Here is a 22,570-nt window from a genome sequence, read left to right on the forward strand (position 1 = left end):
TAGACATGGAGCAGCAGAACGCAACCGTGGCCACCGAGCAGGAGCTGGCCATCGCGCTCACCGCCCTGGAGCGGGTGCAGATCGCCATCCGGCGCGCCGACACCAAGGCCGCCGGGCTGGTCGGATTCCAGCTCTCGGTGCTGACGATCGCGCTGGGCCGGGCGGGGGACGCCTCCCGGGTCTGGCACTCGAGCCCCGCCGACCGCCCCGCGGCGATCCTGCTCGCGGTGCTGCTCGTCGCCGGGCTCGGCGGCTCGCTGAGCCTGCTCGGCGCGGTCATCTGGCCCCGGCTCAGCGGCGAGGGCACCGGCAACCTCTTCGCCTTCCCCGCGCTGGCGACCCGGGACGCGCCGCCGCGCGCCCACTACCGTGAGTCATCCGACGACGCCTGGCGGCTCGCCATGCGGCTGTCGCGTACGGCGCGGCGCAAGTACGAGCTCATCCGCTGGGCGATGTGGTCGATGGCCGGCTCGACCACGGCCATCGTCGGCTGGCTATGCCTGATCGGCGCCTCACAGTAGGCTCGCGATAGCGTTGGGTGCACATGGCGGGCGCTCGGGAGTCTCGGGTGGGCGAAACGGACACACCACAATGGCCGGTCGGCACCCTGTTGGCGAGGCTGGCCCCGCCGACGGCGCGGGCGCTGCTGCGGCTCGGCGTCGAGCAGCGCGTGGCGCCCGGCCGGGTGCTGATCCGGGAGGGCAACCTCGAGTCGCACGTGATCGTCATCCAGCGGGGCCTGACCAAGGTGACCGCGGAGATGGCCGACGGGCGCGCGGCGCTGCTCTCCATCCGGGTCGCCGGGGACCTGCTCGGTGAGATGTCGGCGCTCAGCGGATCGCCGCGCTCCGCGACCGTGACCATGTGCGGGACGGGCCTGGTCAGGTTCGTGCACCGCCGGGACTTCACCCCGTTCCTGAACGAGTTCCCCGGCGCCGCGGTCGAGCTGGCCACCATGGTCGCCGAACGGCTGCGCTGGTCGAACCGGCGCCGGATCGACTACACCTCGTACCCGCTCAAGACCCGGCTCGCCCGCGTCCTGGCCGAACTCGCCGACCTCTACGGCCAGCAGCGCCGCGGCGGCGCCCTGGAGATCGGGGTCAGGCTGACCCAGACCGAGCTCGCCACCATGTGCGGCGCCGCGGAGATCACCGTGCACAAGGCGCTGCGGGACCTGCGCCGATCCAATCTCATCAGCACCCGGTACGGCCGGATCACCATCTGGAATCTCGCCGAGCTTCGCGGCAGCGCGGACATGGCACCGGATCAGCGGCGGCCCGACCTCTACTGAGCCGGGCCAAGCCGACGTCTGGCACCGGAACGCACAAATTCGCTCCCGTTCGATCCGGTTCCGGTACTGATTGACCAAAGATCCGACCCCGGTGGGCGCCGGTACCGGTTCCGGGCTGTGCGACACTTCCGAACGCTTACCGATGTGTTGCGTTTCGAAGACCGTGTGTCGTGCGGTCGATCCGGAGGAACTCGTGGCCGCTGACGACCCGTACCGTGATCCCAGCCTCTCCGTGGAGCAGCGCGTCGACGATCTCCTGGGCCGGATGACCCTGCCCGAGAAGGTCGGGCAGATGCTGCAGCTCGACGCGCGGCAGGATCTCAAGGAATCGGTCGGCACCCGGCTCGCGGGCTCGATCCTGCACGCCTCGCCGCAGCGCATGCTCGAGGCCGTCGACCTGGCCGCCGGCACCCGGCTCGGCATCCCGCTGATCACCGCCGAGGACTGCATCCACGGCCACGGCTTCTGGTCCGGCGCCACCGTCTTCCCCACCCAGCTTGCGATGGCCGCGAGCTGGGACGCGGAGCTGATCGAGCGGGTCGCCCGGGTCACCGCGATCGAGGTCTCCGCGACCGGCATCCACTGGACCTTCTCCCCCGTGCTGTGCATCGCCCGAGACCTGCGCTGGGGCCGCCTCAACGAGACCTTCGGCGAGGATCCCTTCCTGATCGGCGAGCTCGGCGCCGCGATGGTCCGCGGCTATCAGGGCGACGGCCTCGCCGACCCGACCGCGATCCTGGCCTCGGCCAAGCACTTCGCCGGCTACTCGGAGACCCAGGGCGGGCGCGACGCCAGCGAGGCCGACCTGAGCCCGCGCAAGCTGCGCTCCTGGTTCCTGCCGCCGTTCGAGCGGGTCGCCCGCGAGGGCTGCCGCACGTTCATGCTCGGCTACCAGTCGATGGACGGCGTGCCGATCACCCTGAACCGGTGGCTGCTGCACGACGTCCTCAAGCAGGAGTGGGGCTTCGCCGGCACGCTGGTCACCGACTGGGACAACGTCGGGCGGATGGTCTGGGAGCAGCAGGTCTGCGCCGACCTCGTCGACGCCTCGGCGCAGGCCGTGCGGGCCGGCAACGACCTGGTGATGACCACGCCGGGCTTCTTCGAGGGCGCGCAGACCGCCGTCGAGCGGGGCCTGATCGCCGAGGAGGAGATCGACGCCGCGGTCCGGCGGATCCTGCGCCTCAAGTTCGAGCTCGGCCTCTTCGAGAACCCGCGGGCGCCCGACGCCGCGCGGCAGGCCGCCGTGATCGGGCACGCCGACCACGCCGCGCTCAACCTCGAGATCGCCCGCCGCTCGCTGGTGCTGCTCGCCAACGACGGCACGCTGCCGCTGGCCGGCGGCCTGACGGCGGGCGGCGACGGCCGGGCCGCGCACACCGGCGCCGCGCGGACGATCGCGATCATCGGCCCGAACGCCGACGCGCCGCAGTCCCAGCTCGGCGACTGGGCCGGCGCGTCCGGGCAGGTCGACTGGATGCCCGACGGGCAGCCCCGTGAGCTGATCGAGACCGTGCTCGACGGCTTCCGGGCCCTCGCGCCGGCCGGGTGGAACATCACGACCGCGCTCGGCGCCGAGATCGAGCGGCTGGTGCCCGATCCGGCCGGCGCCGCGTACCCGGACGGGCAGCCCCGGCCGCCGATCTCCGAGCCGGCCACCGCCGACCCGGCGCTGATCGCCGAGGCCGTCGCCGTCGCCCGCGCCGCCGACTACGCGGTCGTGGTCGTCGGCGACACCGTCGCGCTGACCGGCGAGAGCAGGTCCACCGCGACGCTGGAGCTGCAGGGCGGCCAGATCGCGCTGCTCGACGCGCTCGCCGCGACGGACACCCCGCTCGTGCTGGTGCTGCTGAACTCGAAGCCGGCCGCGCTGCCGCAGTCCGCGCTGGACGCGGCCGCGATCGTGCAGGCGTTCAACCCGGGCATGCGCGGCGGCCGGGCCCTGGCCGAGCTCCTGCTCGGCCTCGTCGAGCCGACCGGCCGGATGCCGGTCTCGGCCGCCCGGCACGTCGGCCAGCAGCCGGTCTACTACAACCAGGTACGCGGCCAGCACGGCACCCGCTACGCGGACCTGACCCAGGATCCGCTCTTCGCCTTCGGCCAGGGCCTGAGCTACACCACCGTCGAGTACTCGGACCTGAGCATCCCCGATCCGGACGTGTCGCCGACGGGCGTCGTGCGGGCGAGCGTACGGCTGACCAACACCGGCACCCGCCCGGCGCTGGAGACCGTGCAGGCGTACGTCAGCGACCTGGTCACCAGCGTCACCTGGGCGGCGCGGGAGCTGAAGGCGTACCGGCAGGTGCACGTGGCGCCCGGCGAGAGCGTGACCGTGTGGATCGAGGTGCCGGCCGCCGAATGCTCCCTGGTCACCGCCGACGCCCGCCGGGTCGTGGAGCCCGGCGACTTCGACCTGCTGGTCGGCCCCGACTCGCGCCCGGAGAGCCTGACCGCCGCCCGCTTCCGGATCGGCTGAACCCACCGGATACTGCTCGACAGGCAGGTGGAGAGGGGATCGAGATGGCCCGGATCGCGGTCACCGGTGGAAGCGGCAAGCTGGGTCGCGCCGTGGTCGACGACCTGGTCGCGCACGGCGACGAGGTGGTCAACCTGGACGTGGCCGCGCCGCGCCCGGCACTCAAGATCGATCTGACCGACTACGGGCAGACCGTCGAGGCGCTCACCCGCATCGACGACCGTTACGACCGGATCGACGCCGTCGTGCACCTCGCCGCGATCCCCGCACCCGGGCTCATCCCGAACGCGGCCACGTTCCACCACAACATCACGGCGAGTTACAACGTCTTCGCCGCCGCCCGGCTCGCCGGGATCACCAACGTGGTGTGGGCGTCCAGCGAGACCGTGCTCGGCCTGCCGTTCGCCACCCCGCCGCCGTACCTCCCGGTCGACGAGGAGTACGCGGCCCGGCCGGAGTCGACGTACTCGCTGGTCAAGCACCTCGAGGAGCAGATGGCCGCGCAGTTCTGCCGGTGGAACCCCCAGCTCAAGATGATCGGCCTGCGGTTCTCCAACGTCATGGAGCCGCAGGACTACGCCGAGTTCGCCTCGTTCGACGCGGATCCGCGCGCCCGCAGCTGGAACCTGTGGGGCTACATCGACGCGCGCGACGGCGCGCAGGCCGTCCGCCGGGCCCTCGCACACCAGGCGCGGGGGATGGACGTCTTCGTGATCGCCAACGCCGACACGGTCATGAGCCGCTCCAGCGCGTCGCTGGCGGCCGAGGTCTTCCCGGGCGTACCGGTGACCAGGGAGCTCGGTGAGCACGAGACGCTGCTCTCGATCGACAAGGCCCGCCGGGTCCTGGGCTACGAGCCCGAGCACTCCTGGCGCTCGTGACCGGGCGCCGGCCGGCCCGACGGGTATCCTGGGCCGCTCATGCGTAACCCGGTCGTCGCCGGCACGCGGTTGACGGCGGCTGACAGGGTGGCGGACATGGTCAGGTTGAAGACGTGGTTCAAGCGTGCCGTGGTGGCGGGCGCGCTCGGCGTGGCCGTCGCGGTGCTCGCGATGGCGACCGGTGACCTCTGGGTGCGCGCGGAGGCCTCCGGCCACGTGTACAGCGCGGCCGACGTCCCGGCCGCGCCGGTCGCGCTCGTGCTCGGCTCCGAGGTCTACCCCGACGGCAACCCGTCGCCGTTCCTCGCCGCCCGGCTGGAGATCGCCCGGCAGCTGCTCGCCGCCGGCAAGGTCAAGGCGATCCTCGTCTCCGGCGACCACATGGACTGGGGCTACAACGAGCCCGGCGCGATGTTCCGGTGGCTGACCGACCGCGGCGTGCCCAGCCGCCTGGTGGTGCTGGACCACGCGGGCTTCGACACCTACGACTCGTGCGCCCGGGCCAAGCAGGTCTTCGGGGTCGACGCGGCGATCGTGGTGACGCAGAGCTACCACATCGACCGGGCGGTGGCGTTGTGCCGCCGCCTCGGCGTCGCCGCGAACGGCGTCGGGGACGACAGCGTGCGGATCTACACCGAGCCGTGGCGCAACTGCGTGATCCGCGAGCGCGGCGCGGTGGTCAAGGCCCTGTTCGACGTGGTCTCGGGCCGCGACCCGGTCTTCCTCGGCCCGAACGAGCCGGGCGTCGGCGACGCGCTCGCGAGCCGCTGAGGTTCGGTTTCCCGTACCAGGGCCGGCGGGCCTGCCCGGCTGACCGCGGCGCCCCCGCCGACCAGGCTGGAACGCATGGAACCGGTCCTGGAACTCACCCGTGTCACCCGTCGTTTCCCCCGCGGCGTCGTCGCCCTTCGTGACGTGTCGCTGGCCGTGCCCGGCGGGCAGTTCGTCGCCGTCATGGGCGCGACCGGCTCGGGCAAGAGCACGCTGCTGCACTGCGCCGCCGGGCTCGACCGGCCCAGCGCCGGCACCGTGCGGCTCGCCGGGCGCGACATCACCCGGATGCGCGAGGGCCCGCTGACCCGGCTGCGGCGCGACCGGCTCGGCTTCGTCTTCCAGTCCTACAACCTGCTCTCCGAGCTCAGCGTGCGGCAGAACGTCGCGCTGCCCGGCCGGCTCGGCGGGCCGCGCCCGCGCCGCATCGAGGACGTGCTGGAGACCGTCGGCCTCGGCGGGCTGGGCCGGCGCCCGGTCGGCGAGCTCTCCGGCGGCCAGCGCCAGCGGGTGGCGATCGCCCGGGCGCTGGTGACCGGCCCTGCGGTGATCTTCGCGGACGAGCCGACCGGCGCGCTCGACCCCGCCACCGGCGGCCAGATCCTCGGCCTGCTCCGCGCCTCGGTCGACCGCGACGGGGTGACCGTGGTGATGGTGACCCACGACCCGGCGGCGGCCGCCTGGAGCGACCGGCTGATCCTGCTCCGCGACGGCGCCCTCGCCGCCGACGACGCGACACCGGACGCCGCGACCATCGCCGACCGGCTGCGCGGCGTCTCCGCGGCGGTGGCGGCGTGATCCGGCAGGCGCTGCGCCGCAACCCGTGGTCGTTCCTCGGCCCGGCCGCCACCCAGTTCCTGGCCGCCGCGCTGGTCGCGGCCGCGCTCGGGATCATGGCCTCGATCGACCGGTCGCCGCTCGACCCCGCCGCCCGGCGCGCGGTGACCGACAGCGGCCTGCCCGACATGGCGGTCGTCTTCCTGATGCTGGCGATCTATCTGTCGATCATCATCGTCGGCGTCACGATGAACGCCACGATCGCGCAGCAGGCCCGCGACATCGCCCTGGTCCGGGCCATCGGCGCCACCCCGGGCCGGGTGCGGCGGGCGATCGCCGCCCAGGCCGCGTGCGTGGCCGTGCCCGCCACCCTCGCCGGGGTGCCGTCCGGCGCGTTCGGCGCCCGGGCCTGGCTCGAATCCCTGGTCTCGCACGGCATCGCCCCGCCGGCCGTCACCTTCCACGCGCACGGCGGCGCGCTGCCGATCGCCCTCGCGATCACCGTCGGCACCTCGCTGATCGGCGCGCTCGTCGCCGCCGTCCGGCCCTCCCGGGTACGCCCGGCGGTCGCGCTGGCCGAGACCGCGGCGCCCCGGCGGCGGGTCGGCGTCGTCCGTACCGTGGTGGGCCTGCTCCTGATCTGCGGCGGGATCGGGCTGTCCGCGGCGATCGCCGGCCGCTCCGCGGCGATCGCCGACCAGGCCGGCCTCTTCGTGATGCTGGCGATGTGCGTCGGCGCCGGCTGCCTCGGCCCGGCGCTGCTCGCCGTCGCCGCGCCGGCCGCGCGCCTGCTCGGCGACGCCGGGCGCCTCGCCGCCGACAACATCGGGGTACGCGCGAAGGCGCTGTCCGGCGCGCTGGTGCCGCTCACCCTCGCGGTGGCGTTCGCCGCGGTCAAGGTCGTCTCGTACACGACCCGGGTGCACGTCACCGGCGATCCCGGCTCGGCCGCGGACCGCTGGCTGGAGTACTCCGGCACGGCCGTCTACGCGGTGTTCGCGGCGGTCGCCGCGCTGAACACCCTCGTCACGCTCATGCTGAGCCGGCGCCGCGACCTGGCGGTCACCCAACTCGCCGGGGGCACCCGGGGGCGCACGCTGGCCGTGATCTTCTGCGAGGCTCTGGTGGTGACGGGTACGGCGCTGGCGGTGGCTGCGGTCGTGGCGACGACGACGCTGCTGCCGTTGCTGCACACCGCGCTGGGCACCTGGACGCCGTGGCTGCCGCCGTCGTGGCTGCTCGCGGGCGTGCTGGGCACCGCGGCGCTGGTGCTGGCCGGCACCGTCCTGCCGGCGGCGCTGGCGCTGCGCCGGCCGCCGATCGAGGTGGTCGCATGATCGTGCTGCGGGCCTGGCTGACGGCGCGCACCTGGCGCGAGCTCGGCTACCTGATCACCGGGGTGCTGGTCACCGCGCCGACGTTCGTGCTCGGCCTGCTCGGCATCATCGCGCTGGCGCCCTCGGTGCTCACCGTCGGCCTTCCGATCCTGGTGGGGGTGCTGGCCCTGGCCCGGCTCAGCCCGCGCTGGTTCCGCGGCCACGCCCGCTACTTCCTCGGCTGGGAGTGGGGCGACCCGCCGCCGCTGCCGGCCCGCACCTTCTGGCGCCGGATCCTGGCGCTGATCCTCGACCCGGCCGCGTGGCGCGCGCTCGGCTACTGCCTCGCCCGCTGGCCGCTGACGATCGTCGGCGCGTATCCGGCGGCGGTCGCCCTGGTCATCGCGCCGTCGGCGCTCACCTATCCACTGTGGTGGTTCGTGACGCCGACCGGTCTCGGCGCGTTCGACACCGACAGCTGGGCGGGCACCTGGCGGGTCGCGCTGCAGGGCGCCGCCGTCCTGCTCGCGGTGCCGTGGTGGATGCGGCTGGTCGTCGCCGGCGACCGCCTCCTGGTCCGGGCGCTGCTGCACCCGAGCCGGTCACAGCGGCGCATCGCCGAGCTCGAGGCCGGCCGGGCCGCCCTGCAGGCCGACGCGACGGCGATGCTGCGCCGGGTCGAACGCGACCTGCACGACGGCACCCAGGCCCGGCTGGTCTCGCTCGGCGTCACCCTGTCGCGGATCGAGCACCGCACCGCCGACGAGGACGTGCGCACGATGGCCGCCGACGCCCGTGGCACGGTCACCGAGGCGCTCGCCGAGCTGCGCGACATCGTCCGCGGCATGCACCCGCCCGCGCTCGACGACGGCCTCGACGTCGCGCTGACCACCCTCGCGGCCCGCAGCGCCGTGCCCGCCGAGGTCACCGTCGTCCTGGCCGCCCGGCCGCCGGACGCGACCGCCTCCGCGCTGTACTTCGCGGTGGCCGAGCTGCTCACGAACGTCGCGCGGCACGCGCAGGCGAGCCGGGTGCGGGTCGGCCTGCGCACCGACGACGGGCTGCTGCTGCTCACGGTGACCGACGACGGGCGCGGCGGCGCGACCCTGGCCTCCTCCGGTACGGGGCTCGCGGGCCTCGCGCGCCGGGCGTCCGCATTGGACGGCTCGCTGGCCGTCGACTCGCCGCAGGGCGGCCCGACGACCGTGACCATGACCCTTCCCGTGGAGACCTGACATGCGCGTGGTGATCGCCGAGGACAACGCCCTGCTGCGCGACGGCATCGCGCTGCTGCTCGGCGAGCACGACATCGAGGTGACCGCCGCGGTGGCCGACGCGGGCGCGCTGCTCTCGGCCGTCGCCGCCGATCCGCCCGACGCCGCGGTGGTCGACGTCCGGATGCCGCCGACACACACCGACGAGGGACTGCGGGCCGCGCTGACCATCAGGTCGGCGTACCCCGGGGTCGGGGTCCTGGTCTTCTCGCAGTGGGTCGAGACCAGCTACGCGCGGCAGTTGCTCTCCGAGCACGTCGGCGGCGTCGGATACCTGCTCAAGGACCGGATCGTGAGCACCGACGAGTTCATCGGCGCGCTGCGGCGGGTCGCCGACGGCGGCACCGCCCTGGATCCGGAGGTGGTCCGGCAGCTGCTCGCCGGGCCGGCCGTCGACGCCGGGCTGGCCCGGCTCACCGAACGGGAACGGGAGATCCTCGGCCTGCTGGCCGAGGGGCGCTCGAACGTGGCCATCGCGGACACCCTGCACCTGGTCGAGCGCAGCGTCGAGAAGCACGTGACGGCCATCTTCACCAAGCTGGACCTGCCGCAGGCGCGCACCGACCACCGGCGCGTCCTGGCCGTGCTGCGGTATCTCCGCTCATGAGCGGCCCGGCCGCGCGGATCAGGAGGGTGTACCGGCTGCAGAAGGCCGCGGCGGGCGGCGTGTGGCACACCCACATCGCCGCCGTGGGCCCGGACGGCGGGCCCAGGCCGATCCTCGAGGACGACGCCGATCACGTCACCCAGGGCTACAGCGTGCAGAAGCTCGCCGTGGCGGTCGCGGTCATGCACCGGATCGACCGGGGCGGGCTGACCCTGGGCACCCGGCTCGACCTGCCGGCGGGCCTCATCCTCGGCGGCTCGGGCAGCTACCACCTGCACCGGGTCTGGGGCGACGAGATCACGGTCGCCAACTTCCTCACCGCGATGCTGCTGGTCTCGGACAACACCGCCGTGCGCATGTGCGGCCGGGTGGTGCCGGCGGCCGAGATGAACGAGATTCTCGCGGCGCTGGGCTTCGCGCACACCCGGGTCGAGCCGGTGGCCGACCCGAGCCGCTTCCTGCTCGGCACCACCACCCCGCGGGAGACGCACGACCTGCTCTGGCGGCTCGCGAGCCGGACGCTGCTCGCGCCGGACTCCTGCGACTTCCTGCTGAGCATCCTGCGCGGGCACAACGGCTATCACGACGGGGTCCGCCGGGTGATGTCGTCGCGCGAGCGCGGGCGGATCGCGACGAAGCACGGCGCCGACTTCAACCGCCTCGGCGAGTCGCGGCACGAGGCCGGCGTCATGTTCGGCGAGAACGGCGGGCCGCTGCTGACCTACGCGATGTTCGCCGAGGGCCTGGGCGAGCCGGACAACTACGGCGCGACCCACCCGGCGGTGCGGGCGCACTCCAGGATCGGCCGGGCCATGCTGGACAACCTGCCGGAGACGCCGAAGTAGCTACCGCGACGAGATAAGACATCGACGGGCATGGACATGCGCTCTCCTTTGGACAAGCATGCGGGGTATGACAGATCAGCGCGAAAGGCCCACGTCCTCGCGGCGCGCGTTCCTGTCGGCCTCGGCGGCCGCCGCCGCGATCCCAGCACTCGGCGCCGGCTCGGCACTCGGCGCCGGCCCCGCGCTCGGCGCCGGCCGCGCCGAGGCCGCCGGTTCCGCTCCGCGCAGACAGGCGCCCGACCGGGAGCTCCGGGCGATGCTCCGGGAGATCGATCCGCACCGGATCGGCGCCACCGTCACCCGGCTCGCCGCCTTCGGCACCCGGCACACCCTGTCCGCGCAGGACAACCCCGCGCGCGGCATCGGCGCGGCGCGGGACTGGATCTTCGAGCAGCTCAGCGCCTACGCCGCCGCGTCCGGCGGCCGGATGACCGTCGAGCTGCAGTCCTTCATCCAGCCGCCGGCGTCGCGCATCCCCGAACCGACCCTGATCACCAACGTCGTCGCCACGCTGCGCGGCGACGACGATCCCGGCCGGGTCTACGTGGTGACCGGCCACTACGACTCGCGGGTCACCGACGTCATGGACGCCACCAGCGACGCGCCGGGCGCCGACGACGACGCGTCCGGCGTGGCGGTGATCATGGAGCTGGCCCGGGTGATGGCCACCCGGCACACCGAGGCGACGATCGTCTTCGCCGCCGTCGCGGGCGAGGAGCAGGGCCTCTACGGCTCCGACCACCTGGCGCAGCAGTTCCGGGACGCGGGCGCCGACGTGCAGGCCATGTTCAGCAACGACATCGTCGGCACCGGCGACGCGCACGACGGCACCGCACCGGACCCGCGGACCGTGCGGCTGTTCGTCGAGGGCGTGCCCACCGCGGAGACCGCCGCGGAGGCAAACGTCCGCAGGTCCGTCGGCGGCGAGAACGACGGCCCGTCGCGGCAGCTCGGCCGCTTCGTCAAGGAGGTCGCGGAGAATCCGCAGACCGGGATGAAGATCCGCGTGATCTGGCGGCGCGACCGCTACCTGCGCGGCAGCGATCACGTCTCGTTCCTGCTCCGGGGCTACCCCGCGGCCCGCTTCACCGAGCCGCGGGAGAACTTCGCGCACGAGCACCAGGACGTCCGCGTCGAGAACGGCGTCCAATACGGCGACCTGGTGGAGTTCTGCGACTTCGCCTACATCGCGCGGGTGGCCCGGGTGAACGGGGCGGTGCTGTGGTCCCTCGCGCAGGCGCCGGGCACGCCGAAGGGCGTGGTGATCGACACGACCCAGCTGACCAACGCGACGACCCTGCGCTGGCAGCCGGACACGGCGGCGGACCTGGCCGGCTACGAGGTGGTCTGGCGCGAGACGACCGCGCCGGACTGGACGAACGCGATGGCGGTCGGGAACGTGACCTCGGTGACGATCGACCTGTCGAAGGACAACGTCTTCTTCGGCGTACGGGCGCTGGACCGGGCCGGCCATCGCAGCCCGGTGACGGCGCCCCGGCCGTCGAGCTGAGGCTCAGCCGTTCCAGCGGTAGATCTGGCCGTCCCGCAGCTCGTAGGAGGCCGGCGGGCGCGGCGCGGGCGCGGCGGCCAGGCGGGCCAGCACCTTGACCCGGCCGCGCAGGTCCAGGCGCGGCTCGTGCCAGTGCAGGTAGGGATGCAGCAGCGCCTTCAGCGCGGCGGTGTCGGCACGCTCGGCGGCGGCCAGCACCTCGGCGACGATCCGATCCATGCGCCCATCATGGACCAATGTCGAGTTCGGTGAGGAGCTTCTCGACCCGGGTCCGGATGGCGTCGCGGATCGGGCGCACGGCGTCGACGCCCCGGCCCGCGGGGTCGTCGAGCCTCCAGTCCTCGTAACGTTTGCCGGGAAAGACCGGGCAGGCGTCGCCGCAGCCCATGGTGACGATGACGTCGGATTCCCGGGCGGCGTCCCAGGTCAGCTTCGCCGGGACCCGATCGGTGATGTCGATACCGACCTCCCGCATGGCCTCGACCGCGGCCGGGTTGATCCGGTCGGCGGGCTCGGACCCCGCGGAGCGGACCTCGACGGCGTCGCCGGCGAGATGGCGCAGCCAGCCGGCGGCCATCTGCGACCGCCCGGCGTTGTGCACGCAGACGAACAGCACGCTGGGTCTGGTGTCGCTCACGGCCCCGTCCTCGAGATGAATGCCGGCGCCGGGTCCTCGACCACGACCCCGGGAGCGGTCTCCGCCGGCGCCGAGTGCTCGACCCCGACCCCGGCGGCCTCTGCCGGGTCCGGGTGCTCGGCCACGACCGCGGTGGCGGTCTCCGCCGCGTCCGGGTAGAGGGCGAGCAGCAGGATGACGCCGGCGACCAGCCCGGCCGCCTGCGCGATGAGGAATCCGGGCAGGGAGCCGGGCGCGATGCCGGCGAAGGTGTCGGTGAGCGTGCGGCCGACGGTGACGGCCGGATTGGCGAAGCTGGTGCTGCTGGTGAACCAGTACGCGGCACCGATGTAGGCGCCGACCGCAGCCGGGGCGACGGCGGCCCGGCCGGAGCGGGCCAGCGCGAACACCAGCAGGAGCAGCCCGGCGGTGGCCACGATCTCGCCGAGCCACAGGTGGCCGCCGGTGCGGTCGCGGGTGGCGACGGTGACCGGCGCCAGGCCGAACATGAGGTTCGCCAGCACGGATCCGGCCATCGCCCCGGCGCACTGCGCGGCCAGGTATCCGGCGAGGTCCGCGCCGGACAGGCCGGTGCGGGTGCGGCGGCCGAGGAACCAGTCGGCGGCGGAGACGACCGGGTTGAAATGGCCGCCGGAGATCGGGCCGAAGGTGAGGATCACCGCGCCGAGGGCGAGCGCGGTGGCGACCGAGTTCTCCAGCAGTTGCAGGCCGACGTCGGCCGGCGAGAGTTCGGCGGCCATGATGCCGGAGCCGACGACGGCGGTGACCAGCATCGCGGTGCCGAGGAACTCGGCGAGCAGCCGGCGCCAGGCCGCGTTTCTGCGGGCCGGCACTCAGGCGCCCGGGGTGAGCAGCGTGGCGAGCCGGCCCATGAGCTCCGGCCGGGGCCGGTAGTAGACCCAGCTCGCCCGGCGCTCGGCGTCGACCAGGCCGGCCTCGCGCAGGGTCTTGAGGTGGTGCGAGATGGTCGAGGCGGACACCTCGAAGGCGGGGGTCAGGTCGCAGACGCAGATCTCGCCGCCCGGCGCCGAGGCGATCATCGACATCAGCTGCAGGCGGACCGGGTCACCGAGCGCCTTGAACGCGACCGACAGGTTGATCGCGGCGGCGGAGTCCAGGCTCTGCCGGGCCATCGGAGAGCAGCAGGGAACCTCCGGGGCGGCGAGCGCGAGGGCGGCCGGTTTCGACATCATTCGAGTTTGACAGTTGTCGAATCCGTATGCAACTCTCGGCTTCGAAGGTTATCGAATCCGACGATCATCGAACCCATGGGCTTCGGTGGTCGACGCCGCCCTGAAGGAGCACCGCATGACCGACATCCACCTCACGCCCGGCACCCCCGCCGAGACCGACGGCACCGCGACCTGCTGCGGCACCGCCACCGACACCAGCGGCGAGGCGGGCTGCTGCGGCACCGCCACCAGCGGCGACGCTGGCTGCTGCGCCACCACCACCGCCACCAGCGGCGAGGCGGGCTGCTGCGGCGCCGCGACCGACACCAGCGGCGATGGCGAGGACATCCGCGCGCAGGTCCGGGCCCGCTACGCCGACGCCGCGACCCGCGCCGCCGAGGGCAGCAGCTGCGGCGGCGGCACCCTCTACGGCGACGACGAGCGCGGCGAGCTACCCGAGACCGCGCTGCGGGCCAGCCTGGGCTGCGGAAACCCGCTGCGGGTGGCCGAACTCGGCCCCGGCGAGACCGTGCTCGACCTCGGCTCCGGCGGCGGCATCGACGTGCTGCTGTCGGCCCGCCGGGTCGGACCCACCGGCAGGGCGCACGGCCTGGACATGACCGACGAGATGCTCGAACTGGCGCGCCGCAACGCCGCCGAGGCCGGCGCCACCAACGTCGAGTTCCACAAGGGGCACATCGAGGACATCCCGCTGCCCGACGGCACCGTCGACGTCATCATCTCCAACTGCGTGATCAACCTGTCCGCCGACAAGCCCTCGGTCTTCGCCGAGATGCACCGGGTGCTGCGGCCCGGCGGCCGGATCGGCATCTCCGACGTCGTCGCCGAGGACCACCTCACCCCCGAGCAGCGCCGAGTGGTCGGCGACTGGTCGTCCTGCATCGCCGGCGCGCTCTCCCGCAGCGAGTACCTCGGCGGGCTCACCGCCGCCGGCTTCACCGAGGTCAGCGTCGAGTTCACCGCCGCGTACGCCGAAAGCATGCACTCGGCGATCATCCGCGCCCGCCGGCCGTAGGCGCGCGCGGCGACCATCCGCGCCGCCGGCCTTAGGCGCAAGGAGCGGCCGGGTCCCCGAGGGACCCGGCCGCCGTCGAGCTGATCAGGCGCCGCGGAGCGTGGCTCCCACCCGCGACGACGCCAGCGCCACCGCCGTGTCCCGGGCCGCGACGGCCTCCTCGACCGTCAGCGTCCGGTCCGGCGCGCGGAACGTCAGCTTGTACGCCAGGCTCTTGAGGCCGGCGCCGAGCTGCTCCGACGCGTACACGTCGAAGAGCCGGACCGATTCCAGCAGCTCGCCCGCGCCCGCGACCAGCGCCGCCTCGACCTCGGCCGCCGGCACCGCCGCGTCCACGACCAGCGCCACGTCGATCAGCGCCGCCGGGAAGGTGGAGATCCGGATCGCCTGGGTCACCACGGTCGCCGGGATCGCGTCCAGGTCGAGCTCCATCGCGCAGGTGCGCTTCGGCAGCTCCAGCGCGGCGACCACGCTCGGGTGCAGCTCGCCCGCGTACCCGATCACCGTGCCGTCGACAGCGATCGCCGCGCACCGTCCCGGGTGCCACGGCGGGTACTCAGCCGCCCGTACCGTGATCCGGTCGGCGGCCATGCCGGCCGCGGCGAGCCCGATGCGCGCCGCCTCGATCGCGTCCGACCAGGTCGCCGTGCGTCCCGCGCCCCACCAGCCGGCCGGTGCCGCCTCGCCGGTCAGCACCGCGGCGAGGTGCCACGGCTGCTCGGGAACGATCGCGTTCGCCGCCGCCCAGTCCTCATCGGACGGGCCGTGGTCCACGCCGAGCACCGGCGGCGCGACGGCCGTCAGGTGCGGCAGGAAGACCGTGCCGGTCTCGTAGAGCGCCAGGTCGCGCTCGCCGCGGCCCAGGTTGCGCTTGAGCGTGCCGAGCAGCGACGGGAGCAGCGACGTGCGCAGCAGCGGCTCCTGGTCGGAGATCGGGTTGGTCAGCCGCACCGCGCTGCGCCGCGGGTCGTCCGCGGCCAGCCCGAAGACGTCGGCCGCGCCCGTCGAGACGAACGGGTACGACAGCACCTCGACGTAGCCGTTCTCGGCCATCGCCCGCCCGACCATGCGCCGGCGACGCTGCGCCGGCGTGAGCACGCCGCCGCCGCGGGTCGGCGGCAGGATGCTCGGGATCACCCCGAAGCCGCCGAGCCGGGCCACCTCCTCGACGAGGTCGATCGGGGCGACCAGGTCCGGGCGCCAGGACGGCCGCGTCACCTCGAGCGGCTCGACGCCGCGCACCGCGCAGCCGATCCGGCCGAGCAGCGTGGTCACCTGCTCGACCGGGTATTCGACGCCGATGCGGCGGGTGGCGAGCGTGGTGTCGAGCAGCACCGGCGCCGGCGCGACGAGGTGGTTCTGGTCGAGCACCCGCTCGTCGACGGTGCCGCCGGCGTGCCTGGTGAGCAGCTCGACCGCGCGGTCGAGCGCCACCAGCGGCAGCATCGGGTCCACGCCGCGCTCCCAGCGCTTCGCCGCCTCGCTGAACAGCTTGTGCCGGCGAGCCGTGCGGCCCACCATCACCGGGTCCCAGTGCGCGGCCTCCAGCAGCACGTCCACGGTGTCCGGCTGCATCTCGGTGGTCTCGCCGCCCATGACCGCGGCGAGGCAGATCGGCCCCGAGTCGTCGCAGATCACCATGTCCTCGGCGTCGAGCACCCGGGCGACGCCGTCCAGGGTGGTCAGCTTCTCCCCCGTACGGGCGCGGCGCACGACCAGAGCGCCGCGGACCAGGTTGAGGTCGAAGACGTGCATCGGCTGGCCGAGCTCGAGCATCACGTAGTTGGTGATGTCGACGGCCAGGGAGATCGTGCGCACCCCGGCGGTGATCAGCCGGCGCTGCATCCACTCCGGCGACGGCGCGGACGGGTCGATGCCGCGCACCACCCGCGCCGCGAACCGGTCGCAGCCGATCGTGTCGTCGATCCGCAGCGGGTGCGGCGGCTCGGCGGTCGCGCCCGGCGCGTCGCCCAGGCCCGGATCCGTGTACGCCGACTCGTACGCGTGCGACAGCTCGCGGGCCACGCCCCGGATGCTCATCTGGTAACCCCGGTCGGGGGTGATCTCCAGGTCGAGGACCACGTCGTCGAGCCCGACGATCGGACGGGCGTCGACGCCCGTCGGCGCCGAGTCCGGCGGGAGCACGATGATGCCGGAGTGGTCGCCGCTGAGCCCGAGCTCCGCGGCCGAGCAGATCATGCCGTTGGAGTTGCGCCCGTAGGTCTTGCGCGCACCGATCTTGAACCCGCCGGGCAGCTCGCCGCCCGGCAGGATCACCACGACCAGGTCGCCGACCTCGAAGTTCCGCGCGCCGCAGACGATCTCCTGCGGCGCGGCGGCGCCGACGTCCACCCGGGTGAAGCGGATCGGCTTCTTGAAACCGGTCAGCTCCTCGATCTCGAGCACCCGGCCGACGACCAGGTCGCCCTTGATCGTGGCGGCCTGGTCGACGATCGACTCGACCTCGATGCCGAGGTCGACCAGCTTGCGCTCGAGCTCATCGGCGGAGAGCACCGCCGGCAGCTCCACGTATTCGCGGAGCCAGGACAGAGACAGCTTCATGATCAGACCGCCATCCCGAAGTTGCGGGTGAACCGGACGTCACCCTCCACCATGTCGCGCATGTCGCTCACGCCGTTGCGGAACATCAGCGTGCGCTCGACGCCCATCCCGAACGCGAAGCCCGAGTAGCGCTCCGGGTCGATGCCGGACGCCGCGAGCACCCGCGGGTTGACCATGCCGCAGCCGCCCCACTCGACCCAGCGCGGCCCGTCGCGGTGCTGCGCGAACCACACGTCGAACTCGGCCGACGGCTCGGTGAACGGGAAGTAGTGCGGGCGCCACCTGGTCCGGGCGTCCGGGCCGAACATCGCCCTGGCGAAGTGGTCGAGGGTGCCCTTGAGGTGGGCCATCGAGATGCCCTCGTCGACGACGAGGCCCTCGATCTGGTGGAACACCGGGCTGTGCGTGGCGTCCAGGTCGTCGGTGCGGTAGACCCGGCCCGGGCACACCACCCGGATCGGCGGCTGCCGGTGCAGCATCGTGCGGACCTGGCCGGGCGAGGTGTGCGTGCGCATCACCAGGCCGGGAAGGTCCACGTAGAACGTGTCCATGAGCCCGCGGGCCGGGTGGTCGACGCCGATGTTGAGCGCGTCGAAGTTGGCCCATTCGAGCTCGAGCTCGGGGCTTTCGACGACGTCGTAGCCCATGCCGACGAACAGGTCGCCCATGTGCTCCATGAGCGTCGTCAGCGGGTGCCGGGCGCCGCGCGGTGCCCGGTCCCAGGGCAGGGAGACGTCGACGCGCTCCTCGACCAGGACCCGGGCGGCACGCTCGAGCTCCAGCTCGGCGAGCCGGGCGTCGAACGCGCCCTGCACGGACTGCCGGGCCTCGTTGACGCGCTTGCCGGCCTCGGACTTCGCGTGCGGCGGCAGCGAGCCGATCTCGCGCCGGGCCAGCGAGACCGGGGACCGGTCGCCGAGGTGTGCGGACTTCAGCGCGCCGAGCGCGTCGAGGTCCGGCGCGGCGGCGAACGCCTGCGCGGCCTCGGCGACGGCGGCCTCGAGCGCCTCGGGGGCGAGCAGGACGGCCTGCTTCGGATCGTACGGATCGTTGCGGTAGGACATGATCGGGCGAACTCCCTCACACCGGATGAGCCATCGGGCAGTGTACGGAGGCGCGGCTGTGCCGCCGCCCGCCGGTCAGGAAAGTTCGCGCAGGAGTGTCAGACCCGGCGCCCGCGACCAGCGGGCCGGATAAACATCGGGAGCACTCGGCGCATGGTTGCAGCATAACGCCCGGCGCTCGGGAATTACCGCTGGGCGCGTGCCGAGGCGTAGAGGCACACCGCGGCGGCGGCGGCCAGGTTCAGGCTCTCGGCGCCGCCGTAGATCGGCACCCGGACCCGCTTGTCGGCCGCCTTCAACAGCTCGTCCGGCAGCCCGTGCGCCTCGGAGCCGAAGAGCCAGGCGGTCGGCCGCGTCAGCGACCCGTCGTCGAGCAGGTCGTCGAGGCCCGCGTCGCCGGAGCCGGTGGTGGCGAGGACCCGCAGGCCGAAGTCGCGCAGCTGGTCGACCACCTGCAGCGGGGTCCGCACCACGTCCACGTGGAAGAGGCTGCCCGCCGACGCCCGGACGCACTTGCCGTTGTAGGGGTCGACGGCGTCGCCGGCGAAGATCACCGCGCCCGCCCCGGCCGCGTCGGCGGTGCGCAGCACGGTGCCGGCGTTGCCCGGATCGCGGATCTCCACGGCCACCGCGACCAGGCGCGGCCCCTTGGACAGCGCCTCGGCCAGCGGCACGTCGATCTGCTCGCAGACCGCGACCAGGCCCTGCGGCGCGACGGTCTCGGCCAGCGCCGCGAGGCCCGGCTCGTCGACCGGGGACACGACGGGCGCCTGCGCCGCCAGGTCGGCGTGCCGTGACAGCGCCGCGTCCGTACCGAACAGCTCGAGGACGACCCCCGCGGCCAGGGCGGACCGCACCGCCTGCGGTCCCTCCGCCAGGAAGCGGCCGGTCTGGTCGCGGTCACGGCGGCGCTGCAGGCGCCGGGCGGCGACGACCCTTGGGGTACGGGGCGAGAAGGTCACGTGTCCTCCGGGAGGGAACGGCATCGGGGCGCCTCCCGGATCAACCGGAAGACGCCCCGAAAGCGAGTTGCTCAGGCGATGTCAGGCAGCCTGCGCGGCAGCGCCGCCGGTGCCCTCGGCCGCCACCGCGGTCCGCGCGATCTCGACGATCGCCGCGAACGAGGCGGCGTCGTTGACGGCCATGTCGGCCAGGATCTTGCGGTCCACCTCGACGCCGGCCAGCTTGAGGCCCTGGATCAGGCGGTTGTAGGTCAGGCCGTTGGCCCGCGCGCCCGCGTTGATGCGCGTGATCCACAGCTGGCGGAAGTCGCCCTTGCGGTCACGGCGGTCGCGGTACGCGTACTGCATCGAGTGCAGCACCTGCTCCTTGGCCTTGCGGTACAGCCTGGAGCGCTGCCCGCGGTAGCCGCTGGCGGTCTCCAGCAGCGTACGGCGCTTCTTCTGGGCGTTTACTGCCCGCTTGACGCGTGCCATTTCGGTACTCCTAACAGGGGAACGAGTGTGGCGCGCGCGTCAGCGGCCCAGCATCTTCTTGACTCGCTTGGTGTCGGCCTTGGCCACCGTGACCGTACCGGTCATCCGGCGCGTGACGTGGGAGGACTTGCCCTCCAGCAGGTGGCGCTTACCGGCCAGCTCCCGGACGATCTTGCCCTTACCGGTGACCTTCACCCGCTTGCCCATGCCGGTGTGGCTCTTCATCTTCGGCACTTAGAACGCCTCTTCCTTAATTACTTACTCTGCAGTGGCAGCGGTGCTGTCGACCGACTCGTCGGCCGGCGGTGCCTCGGCAACGTCACCCTCACGCGGCTCGCGCGCGGGGCGCGCGTTGGCCGCGATCACGGCCGCAGCCGCGGCCTTGGTGGCCCGGTGCGGCGCCAACACCATGATCATGTTTCGGCCGTCCTGCTTCGGACTGGCCTCGACGAAACCCAGCTCCGAGATCTCTTCGCTGAGCCTGCGCAGGAGCCGGAAACCCAGCTCGGGGCGGCTCTGCTCACGACCACGGAACATGATCGTCACCTTGACCTTGTCGCCCGCCTTGAGGAACCGGACAACGTGACCCTTCTTGGTCTCGTAGTCGTGCGGGTCGATCTTCGGCCGGAGCTTCATTTCCTTGATGACGGTCTGTTGCTGGTTGCGCCGGGCTTCGCGCGCCTTGAGTGCACTCTCGTACTTGAACTTGCCGAAGTCCATGAGCTTGCACACCGGCGGGCGCGCCATCGGCGCTACCTCGACCAGGTCCAGATCGACGTCCGCGGCCAGCTGCAGGGCGCGCTCGAGCGGGACGATGCCCACCTGCTCACCCTCGGGGCCGACCAGCCGGACTTCCCTCGACCGGATCTGCTCGTTAATGCGTGGTTCGACGCTGATGGGGCCTCCTCAGAACGATCTAGTGGATGCCTCCCCCGGCGGTTCGACCGCGAGAGAGTACTGCCAATGTCGGTCGGCCCGCTCGCCCTCATCCACAGGGCGACAGGAAAGCAGAAGGCCCCGGCACGCATGCCAGGGCCCGCTCGACCGGTCATCGGCGTCCATGAGGACGCACACCACGCCCGGAGGATCCCGGGGCGGTTGACCGGACCCAGCCACTCCAGGAGTGACTTGGGTGGGAACCAGCGGGCTCCTCTTTCGCGCCCGCTCCGTCCTCCCGAGGGAGGTGGTGCGGGCGTGGTCGACTACCAGCCGAGTCTACCAGCTCAGGAGGTGGCCGCCGAATGGAGGGCGCGCAGCGCCCGGACGCCCTCCAGCGCGTACTGCTTGTCGGCGGCCTGCAGCGCGTGGACCGGCACCGTGTCGTCGTCGAGCATCTCGAGCGACGCCCAGGGCGAGTTGCGGTCGAAGCGCACCGCCCGCACCGCGGACCACGGCAGCTCGTAGCCGCCGATCACGTTGCGCACCCGCACGCCGTCGGCGTCCGCGGCCACCCGAGGCCGGGTGAAGGCGAGGATGCCGAGCCCGATCAGCACGCCGAGCCCGATCATCGCGCCCTGGTCGCCGCGCTGGAACCGGCCCATCGTGTCGCCGGTCGACCCGTGCAGGCCGAAGCTGAGCACGGTGAAGAGCACCACCACCCCGACCGCCAGGAAGCCGGCCACCCAGCGGACGCGGCGGGGCCGGAACTCAACGGACGCCTCGATCGAAGTCACGCCAACCACTGTGCCACTCCCCCTCTCACAACCGGCAATTGGAGATGTCGGTAACCAGGATCGCCCGCGCGCCGAGGTCGTACAGCTCGTCCATGATCTGGTGCACGGCGTTGCGCCGGACCATGGCCTGCACCGCGACCCAGCCCTCGCGGTGCAGCGGCGACACCGTCGGCGACTCGATGCCCGGCGTCAGCGCGGTCGCGCTCTCCAGCAGGTCGGCGCGCACGTCGTAGGCGAGCATCACGTAGCTGCGGGCCACCAGCACGCCCTGCAGCCGCCGCATGAGCTGCGCCGACGCTCCGGACTCCACGGCCTGGTCGCGGCCGATCAGGATCGCCGAGGAGCGCAGGATCGGCTCGCCGACGGTGACCAGACCGGCCTGGCGCAGCGTGGTGCCGGTCTCCACCACGTCGGCGATCAGGTCGGCGACGCCGAGGCGCACGGCGTTCTCGACCGCGCCCTCGAGGCGCACCACCTCGGCCTTGAGGTCGTGCTCGTCCAGATACCGCTCGACCACCCCCGGGAACGCGGTGGCGATGCGCCTGCCGCCGATCTCCGCCGGGGAGGAGAGCGATCCCGGCGGCGCGGCCCAGCGGAACAGGGCCCCGCCGAAGCCCAGGTCGAGGAGCTCGCGCGCGGGCGCGCCGGAGTCGACGAGCAGGTCCCGGCCGGTCATGCCGAGATCGAGATCACCCGACGCCACGTACGTCGCGATGTCGCGCGGCCGAAGGTAGAAGAACTCCACGTTGTTGGCCTCGTCACGGCAGACGAGTTCCTTGGGGTCGGTGCGCTGGCGGTAGCCGGCGTCGCGCAGCATCTGCGTGGCCGGTGCGGACAGGGTGCCTTTGTTGGGAATGGCGATGCGCAGCATCGACGTGCTCCTTCGATCGGATTCGATTGAGGCGGAGAGCACGTCAGAGATGTCGGTACACGTCCTTCAGCTCGAGCCCGGTGGCGATCATCAGGACCTGTGCCTGGTAGAGCAGCTGGGAGATCTCCTCAGCGGCGCGCTCCGGCCCCTCGTGCTCGGCGGCCATCCAGGACTCGGCCGCCTCCTCGACGACCTTCTTCCCGATGAAGTGCACGCCACGGTCCAGCGCCGCCACGGTGGACGAACCCTCGGTCCGCTGCACCGCCTTCGCCTGCAACTCGGCGAACAACTCTTCGAACGTCTTCACGGGAGACGATTGTGGCAGCTCATCACGGGATGGCGACGGACGGCCCCAACGAGTGGGACGTGGC

The 22,570-nt window shown here is 73.0% G+C and carries 25 protein-coding genes; 12 read left to right on the top strand and 13 right to left on the bottom strand.

The annotated features are described in order from the left end of the window. Window positions 1-5 precede the first annotated feature (5 nt). The 11 genes from AB0F10_RS09075 to AB0F10_RS09125 all read left to right on the top strand — a co-directional run bounded on the left by AB0F10_RS09075 (window position 6) and on the right by AB0F10_RS09125 (window position 11,748). On the top strand, window positions 6-521 hold the full coding sequence (locus AB0F10_RS09075) for a Pycsar system effector family protein (protein ID WP_360621686.1): 516 nt from the start codon (window positions 6-8) through the stop codon (window positions 519-521). Between the two features lie 23 nt (window positions 522-544). Beyond that, window positions 545-1,291: a Crp/Fnr family transcriptional regulator gene (locus AB0F10_RS09080; protein WP_360621688.1), complete on the top strand. Its 747-nt coding sequence runs from the start codon at window positions 545-547 to the stop codon at window positions 1,289-1,291. 193 nt (window positions 1,292-1,484) lie between these two features. After that, a complete protein-coding gene (locus AB0F10_RS09085; RefSeq protein WP_360621690.1) occupies window positions 1,485-3,767 on the top strand; it encodes a glycoside hydrolase family 3 N-terminal domain-containing protein in 2,283 nt (760 codons plus the stop codon). A 44-nt stretch (window positions 3,768-3,811) separates the two neighbouring features. Next, window positions 3,812-4,648: an NAD(P)-dependent oxidoreductase gene (locus AB0F10_RS09090; RefSeq protein ID WP_360621693.1), complete on the top strand. Its 837-nt coding sequence runs from the start codon at window positions 3,812-3,814 to the stop codon at window positions 4,646-4,648. Between the two features lie 96 nt (window positions 4,649-4,744). Further along, window positions 4,745-5,419: an ElyC/SanA/YdcF family protein gene (locus AB0F10_RS09095; RefSeq protein ID WP_360621695.1), complete on the top strand. Its 675-nt coding sequence runs from the start codon at window positions 4,745-4,747 to the stop codon at window positions 5,417-5,419. A gap of 75 nt (window positions 5,420-5,494) precedes the next feature. Beyond that, window positions 5,495-6,217, top strand: coding sequence for an ABC transporter ATP-binding protein (locus tag AB0F10_RS09100; protein ID WP_360621697.1), 723 nt, complete (start codon window positions 5,495-5,497; stop codon window positions 6,215-6,217). After that, window positions 6,214-7,533, top strand: coding sequence for an ABC transporter permease (locus tag AB0F10_RS09105; RefSeq protein ID WP_360621699.1), 1,320 nt, complete (start codon window positions 6,214-6,216; stop codon window positions 7,531-7,533). The genes AB0F10_RS09100 and AB0F10_RS09105 overlap by 4 nt, the downstream gene beginning before the upstream one ends. Further along, window positions 7,530-8,747, top strand: a complete 1,218-nt coding sequence (locus tag AB0F10_RS09110; protein WP_360621701.1) for a sensor domain-containing protein — start codon at window positions 7,530-7,532, stop codon at window positions 8,745-8,747. The genes AB0F10_RS09105 and AB0F10_RS09110 overlap by 4 nt, the downstream gene beginning before the upstream one ends. 1 nt (window position 8,748) lies before the next feature. Beyond that, complete coding sequence (locus AB0F10_RS09115; RefSeq protein WP_360621703.1) at window positions 8,749-9,393, top strand: response regulator transcription factor; 645 nt, start codon at window positions 8,749-8,751, stop codon at window positions 9,391-9,393. After that, the gene (locus tag AB0F10_RS09120; RefSeq protein WP_360621705.1) at window positions 9,390-10,238 is read left to right on the top strand and encodes a serine hydrolase; all 849 of its coding nucleotides are present in this window, start codon (window positions 9,390-9,392) and stop codon (window positions 10,236-10,238) included. The genes AB0F10_RS09115 and AB0F10_RS09120 overlap by 4 nt, the downstream gene beginning before the upstream one ends. A 67-nt stretch (window positions 10,239-10,305) precedes the next feature. Further along, window positions 10,306-11,748 (top strand): M28 family metallopeptidase, encoded by a 1,443-nt coding sequence (locus tag AB0F10_RS09125; RefSeq protein WP_360621707.1) that lies wholly within the window; start codon window positions 10,306-10,308, stop codon window positions 11,746-11,748. 3 nt (window positions 11,749-11,751) lie between these two features. On the opposite strand, the gene AB0F10_RS09130 is transcribed toward AB0F10_RS09125, so the two are convergent. The 4 genes from AB0F10_RS09130 to AB0F10_RS09145 are packed head-to-tail and all read right to left on the bottom strand — an operon-like array spanning window position 11,752 to window position 13,575. Further along, on the bottom strand, window positions 11,752-11,967 hold the full coding sequence (locus AB0F10_RS09130; protein WP_360621709.1) for a nuclear transport factor 2 family protein: 216 nt from the start codon (window positions 11,965-11,967) through the stop codon (window positions 11,752-11,754). Window positions 11,968-11,974: 7 nt separating this feature from the next. Then, window positions 11,975-12,385: an arsenate reductase ArsC gene (locus tag AB0F10_RS09135; RefSeq protein WP_360621712.1), complete on the bottom strand. Its 411-nt coding sequence runs from the start codon at window positions 12,383-12,385 to the stop codon at window positions 11,975-11,977. Further along, the gene (locus tag AB0F10_RS09140) at window positions 12,382-13,218 is read right to left on the bottom strand and encodes an MIP/aquaporin family protein (protein WP_360621714.1); all 837 of its coding nucleotides are present in this window, start codon (window positions 13,216-13,218) and stop codon (window positions 12,382-12,384) included. Before AB0F10_RS09140 ends, AB0F10_RS09135 begins: the two co-directional genes overlap by 4 nt. Further along, entirely contained in the window at window positions 13,219-13,575 is a 357-nt protein-coding gene (locus tag AB0F10_RS09145; protein ID WP_360621716.1) for a metalloregulator ArsR/SmtB family transcription factor, read from the bottom strand. 118 nt (window positions 13,576-13,693) lie between these two features. Here AB0F10_RS09145 and arsM point away from each other — a divergent pair, with 118 nt between their 5' ends. Continuing rightward, a complete protein-coding gene (gene arsM / locus AB0F10_RS09150; RefSeq protein ID WP_360621718.1) occupies window positions 13,694-14,593 on the top strand; it encodes an arsenite methyltransferase in 900 nt (299 codons plus the stop codon). An 84-nt stretch (window positions 14,594-14,677) separates the two neighbouring features. On the opposite strand, the gene pheT is transcribed toward arsM, so the two are convergent. The 9 genes from pheT to AB0F10_RS09195 form a co-directional block, all read right to left on the bottom strand. Beyond that, window positions 14,678-17,155, bottom strand: coding sequence for a phenylalanine--tRNA ligase subunit beta (pheT, locus tag AB0F10_RS09155; protein ID WP_360621720.1), 2,478 nt, complete (start codon window positions 17,153-17,155; stop codon window positions 14,678-14,680). Window positions 17,156-17,157: 2 nt separating this feature from the next. After that, complete coding sequence (gene pheS, locus AB0F10_RS09160) at window positions 17,158-18,219, bottom strand: phenylalanine--tRNA ligase subunit alpha (protein WP_360621722.1); 1,062 nt, start codon at window positions 18,217-18,219, stop codon at window positions 17,158-17,160. Window positions 18,220-18,404: 185 nt separating this feature from the next. Continuing rightward, complete coding sequence (locus tag AB0F10_RS09165; RefSeq protein WP_360621724.1) at window positions 18,405-19,205, bottom strand: RNA methyltransferase; 801 nt, start codon at window positions 19,203-19,205, stop codon at window positions 18,405-18,407. Window positions 19,206-19,262: 57 nt separating this feature from the next. Next, on the bottom strand, window positions 19,263-19,655 hold the full coding sequence (gene rplT / locus AB0F10_RS09170) for a 50S ribosomal protein L20 (RefSeq protein WP_360230725.1): 393 nt from the start codon (window positions 19,653-19,655) through the stop codon (window positions 19,263-19,265). A 39-nt stretch (window positions 19,656-19,694) separates the two neighbouring features. Further along, window positions 19,695-19,889 carry a 50S ribosomal protein L35 gene (gene rpmI, locus AB0F10_RS09175; RefSeq protein WP_125806262.1) on the bottom strand — a complete coding sequence of 65 codons (195 nt, stop codon included), beginning with the start codon at window positions 19,887-19,889 and terminating at the stop codon, window positions 19,695-19,697. 24 nt (window positions 19,890-19,913) lie between these two features. Continuing rightward, a complete protein-coding gene (infC, locus tag AB0F10_RS09180) occupies window positions 19,914-20,534 on the bottom strand; it encodes a translation initiation factor IF-3 (RefSeq protein WP_360621760.1) in 621 nt (206 codons plus the stop codon). A 344-nt stretch (window positions 20,535-20,878) separates the two neighbouring features. Next, window positions 20,879-21,337 (bottom strand): PH domain-containing protein, encoded by a 459-nt coding sequence (locus AB0F10_RS09185; protein ID WP_360621726.1) that lies wholly within the window; start codon window positions 21,335-21,337, stop codon window positions 20,879-20,881. Window positions 21,338-21,353: 16 nt separating this feature from the next. Then, the gene (gene hisG / locus AB0F10_RS09190; RefSeq protein ID WP_360621728.1) at window positions 21,354-22,199 is read right to left on the bottom strand and encodes an ATP phosphoribosyltransferase; all 846 of its coding nucleotides are present in this window, start codon (window positions 22,197-22,199) and stop codon (window positions 21,354-21,356) included. A gap of 43 nt (window positions 22,200-22,242) precedes the next feature. After that, window positions 22,243-22,506 carry a phosphoribosyl-ATP diphosphatase gene (locus AB0F10_RS09195; protein ID WP_184991619.1) on the bottom strand — a complete coding sequence of 88 codons (264 nt, stop codon included), beginning with the start codon at window positions 22,504-22,506 and terminating at the stop codon, window positions 22,243-22,245. Window positions 22,507-22,570: the final 64 nt, after the last annotated feature.

Origin of the sequence: Actinoplanes sp. NPDC026623 (assembly GCF_040638275.1) — a bacterium.
In the GTDB taxonomy this organism is placed as follows: domain Bacteria; phylum Actinomycetota; class Actinomycetes; order Mycobacteriales; family Micromonosporaceae; genus Actinoplanes.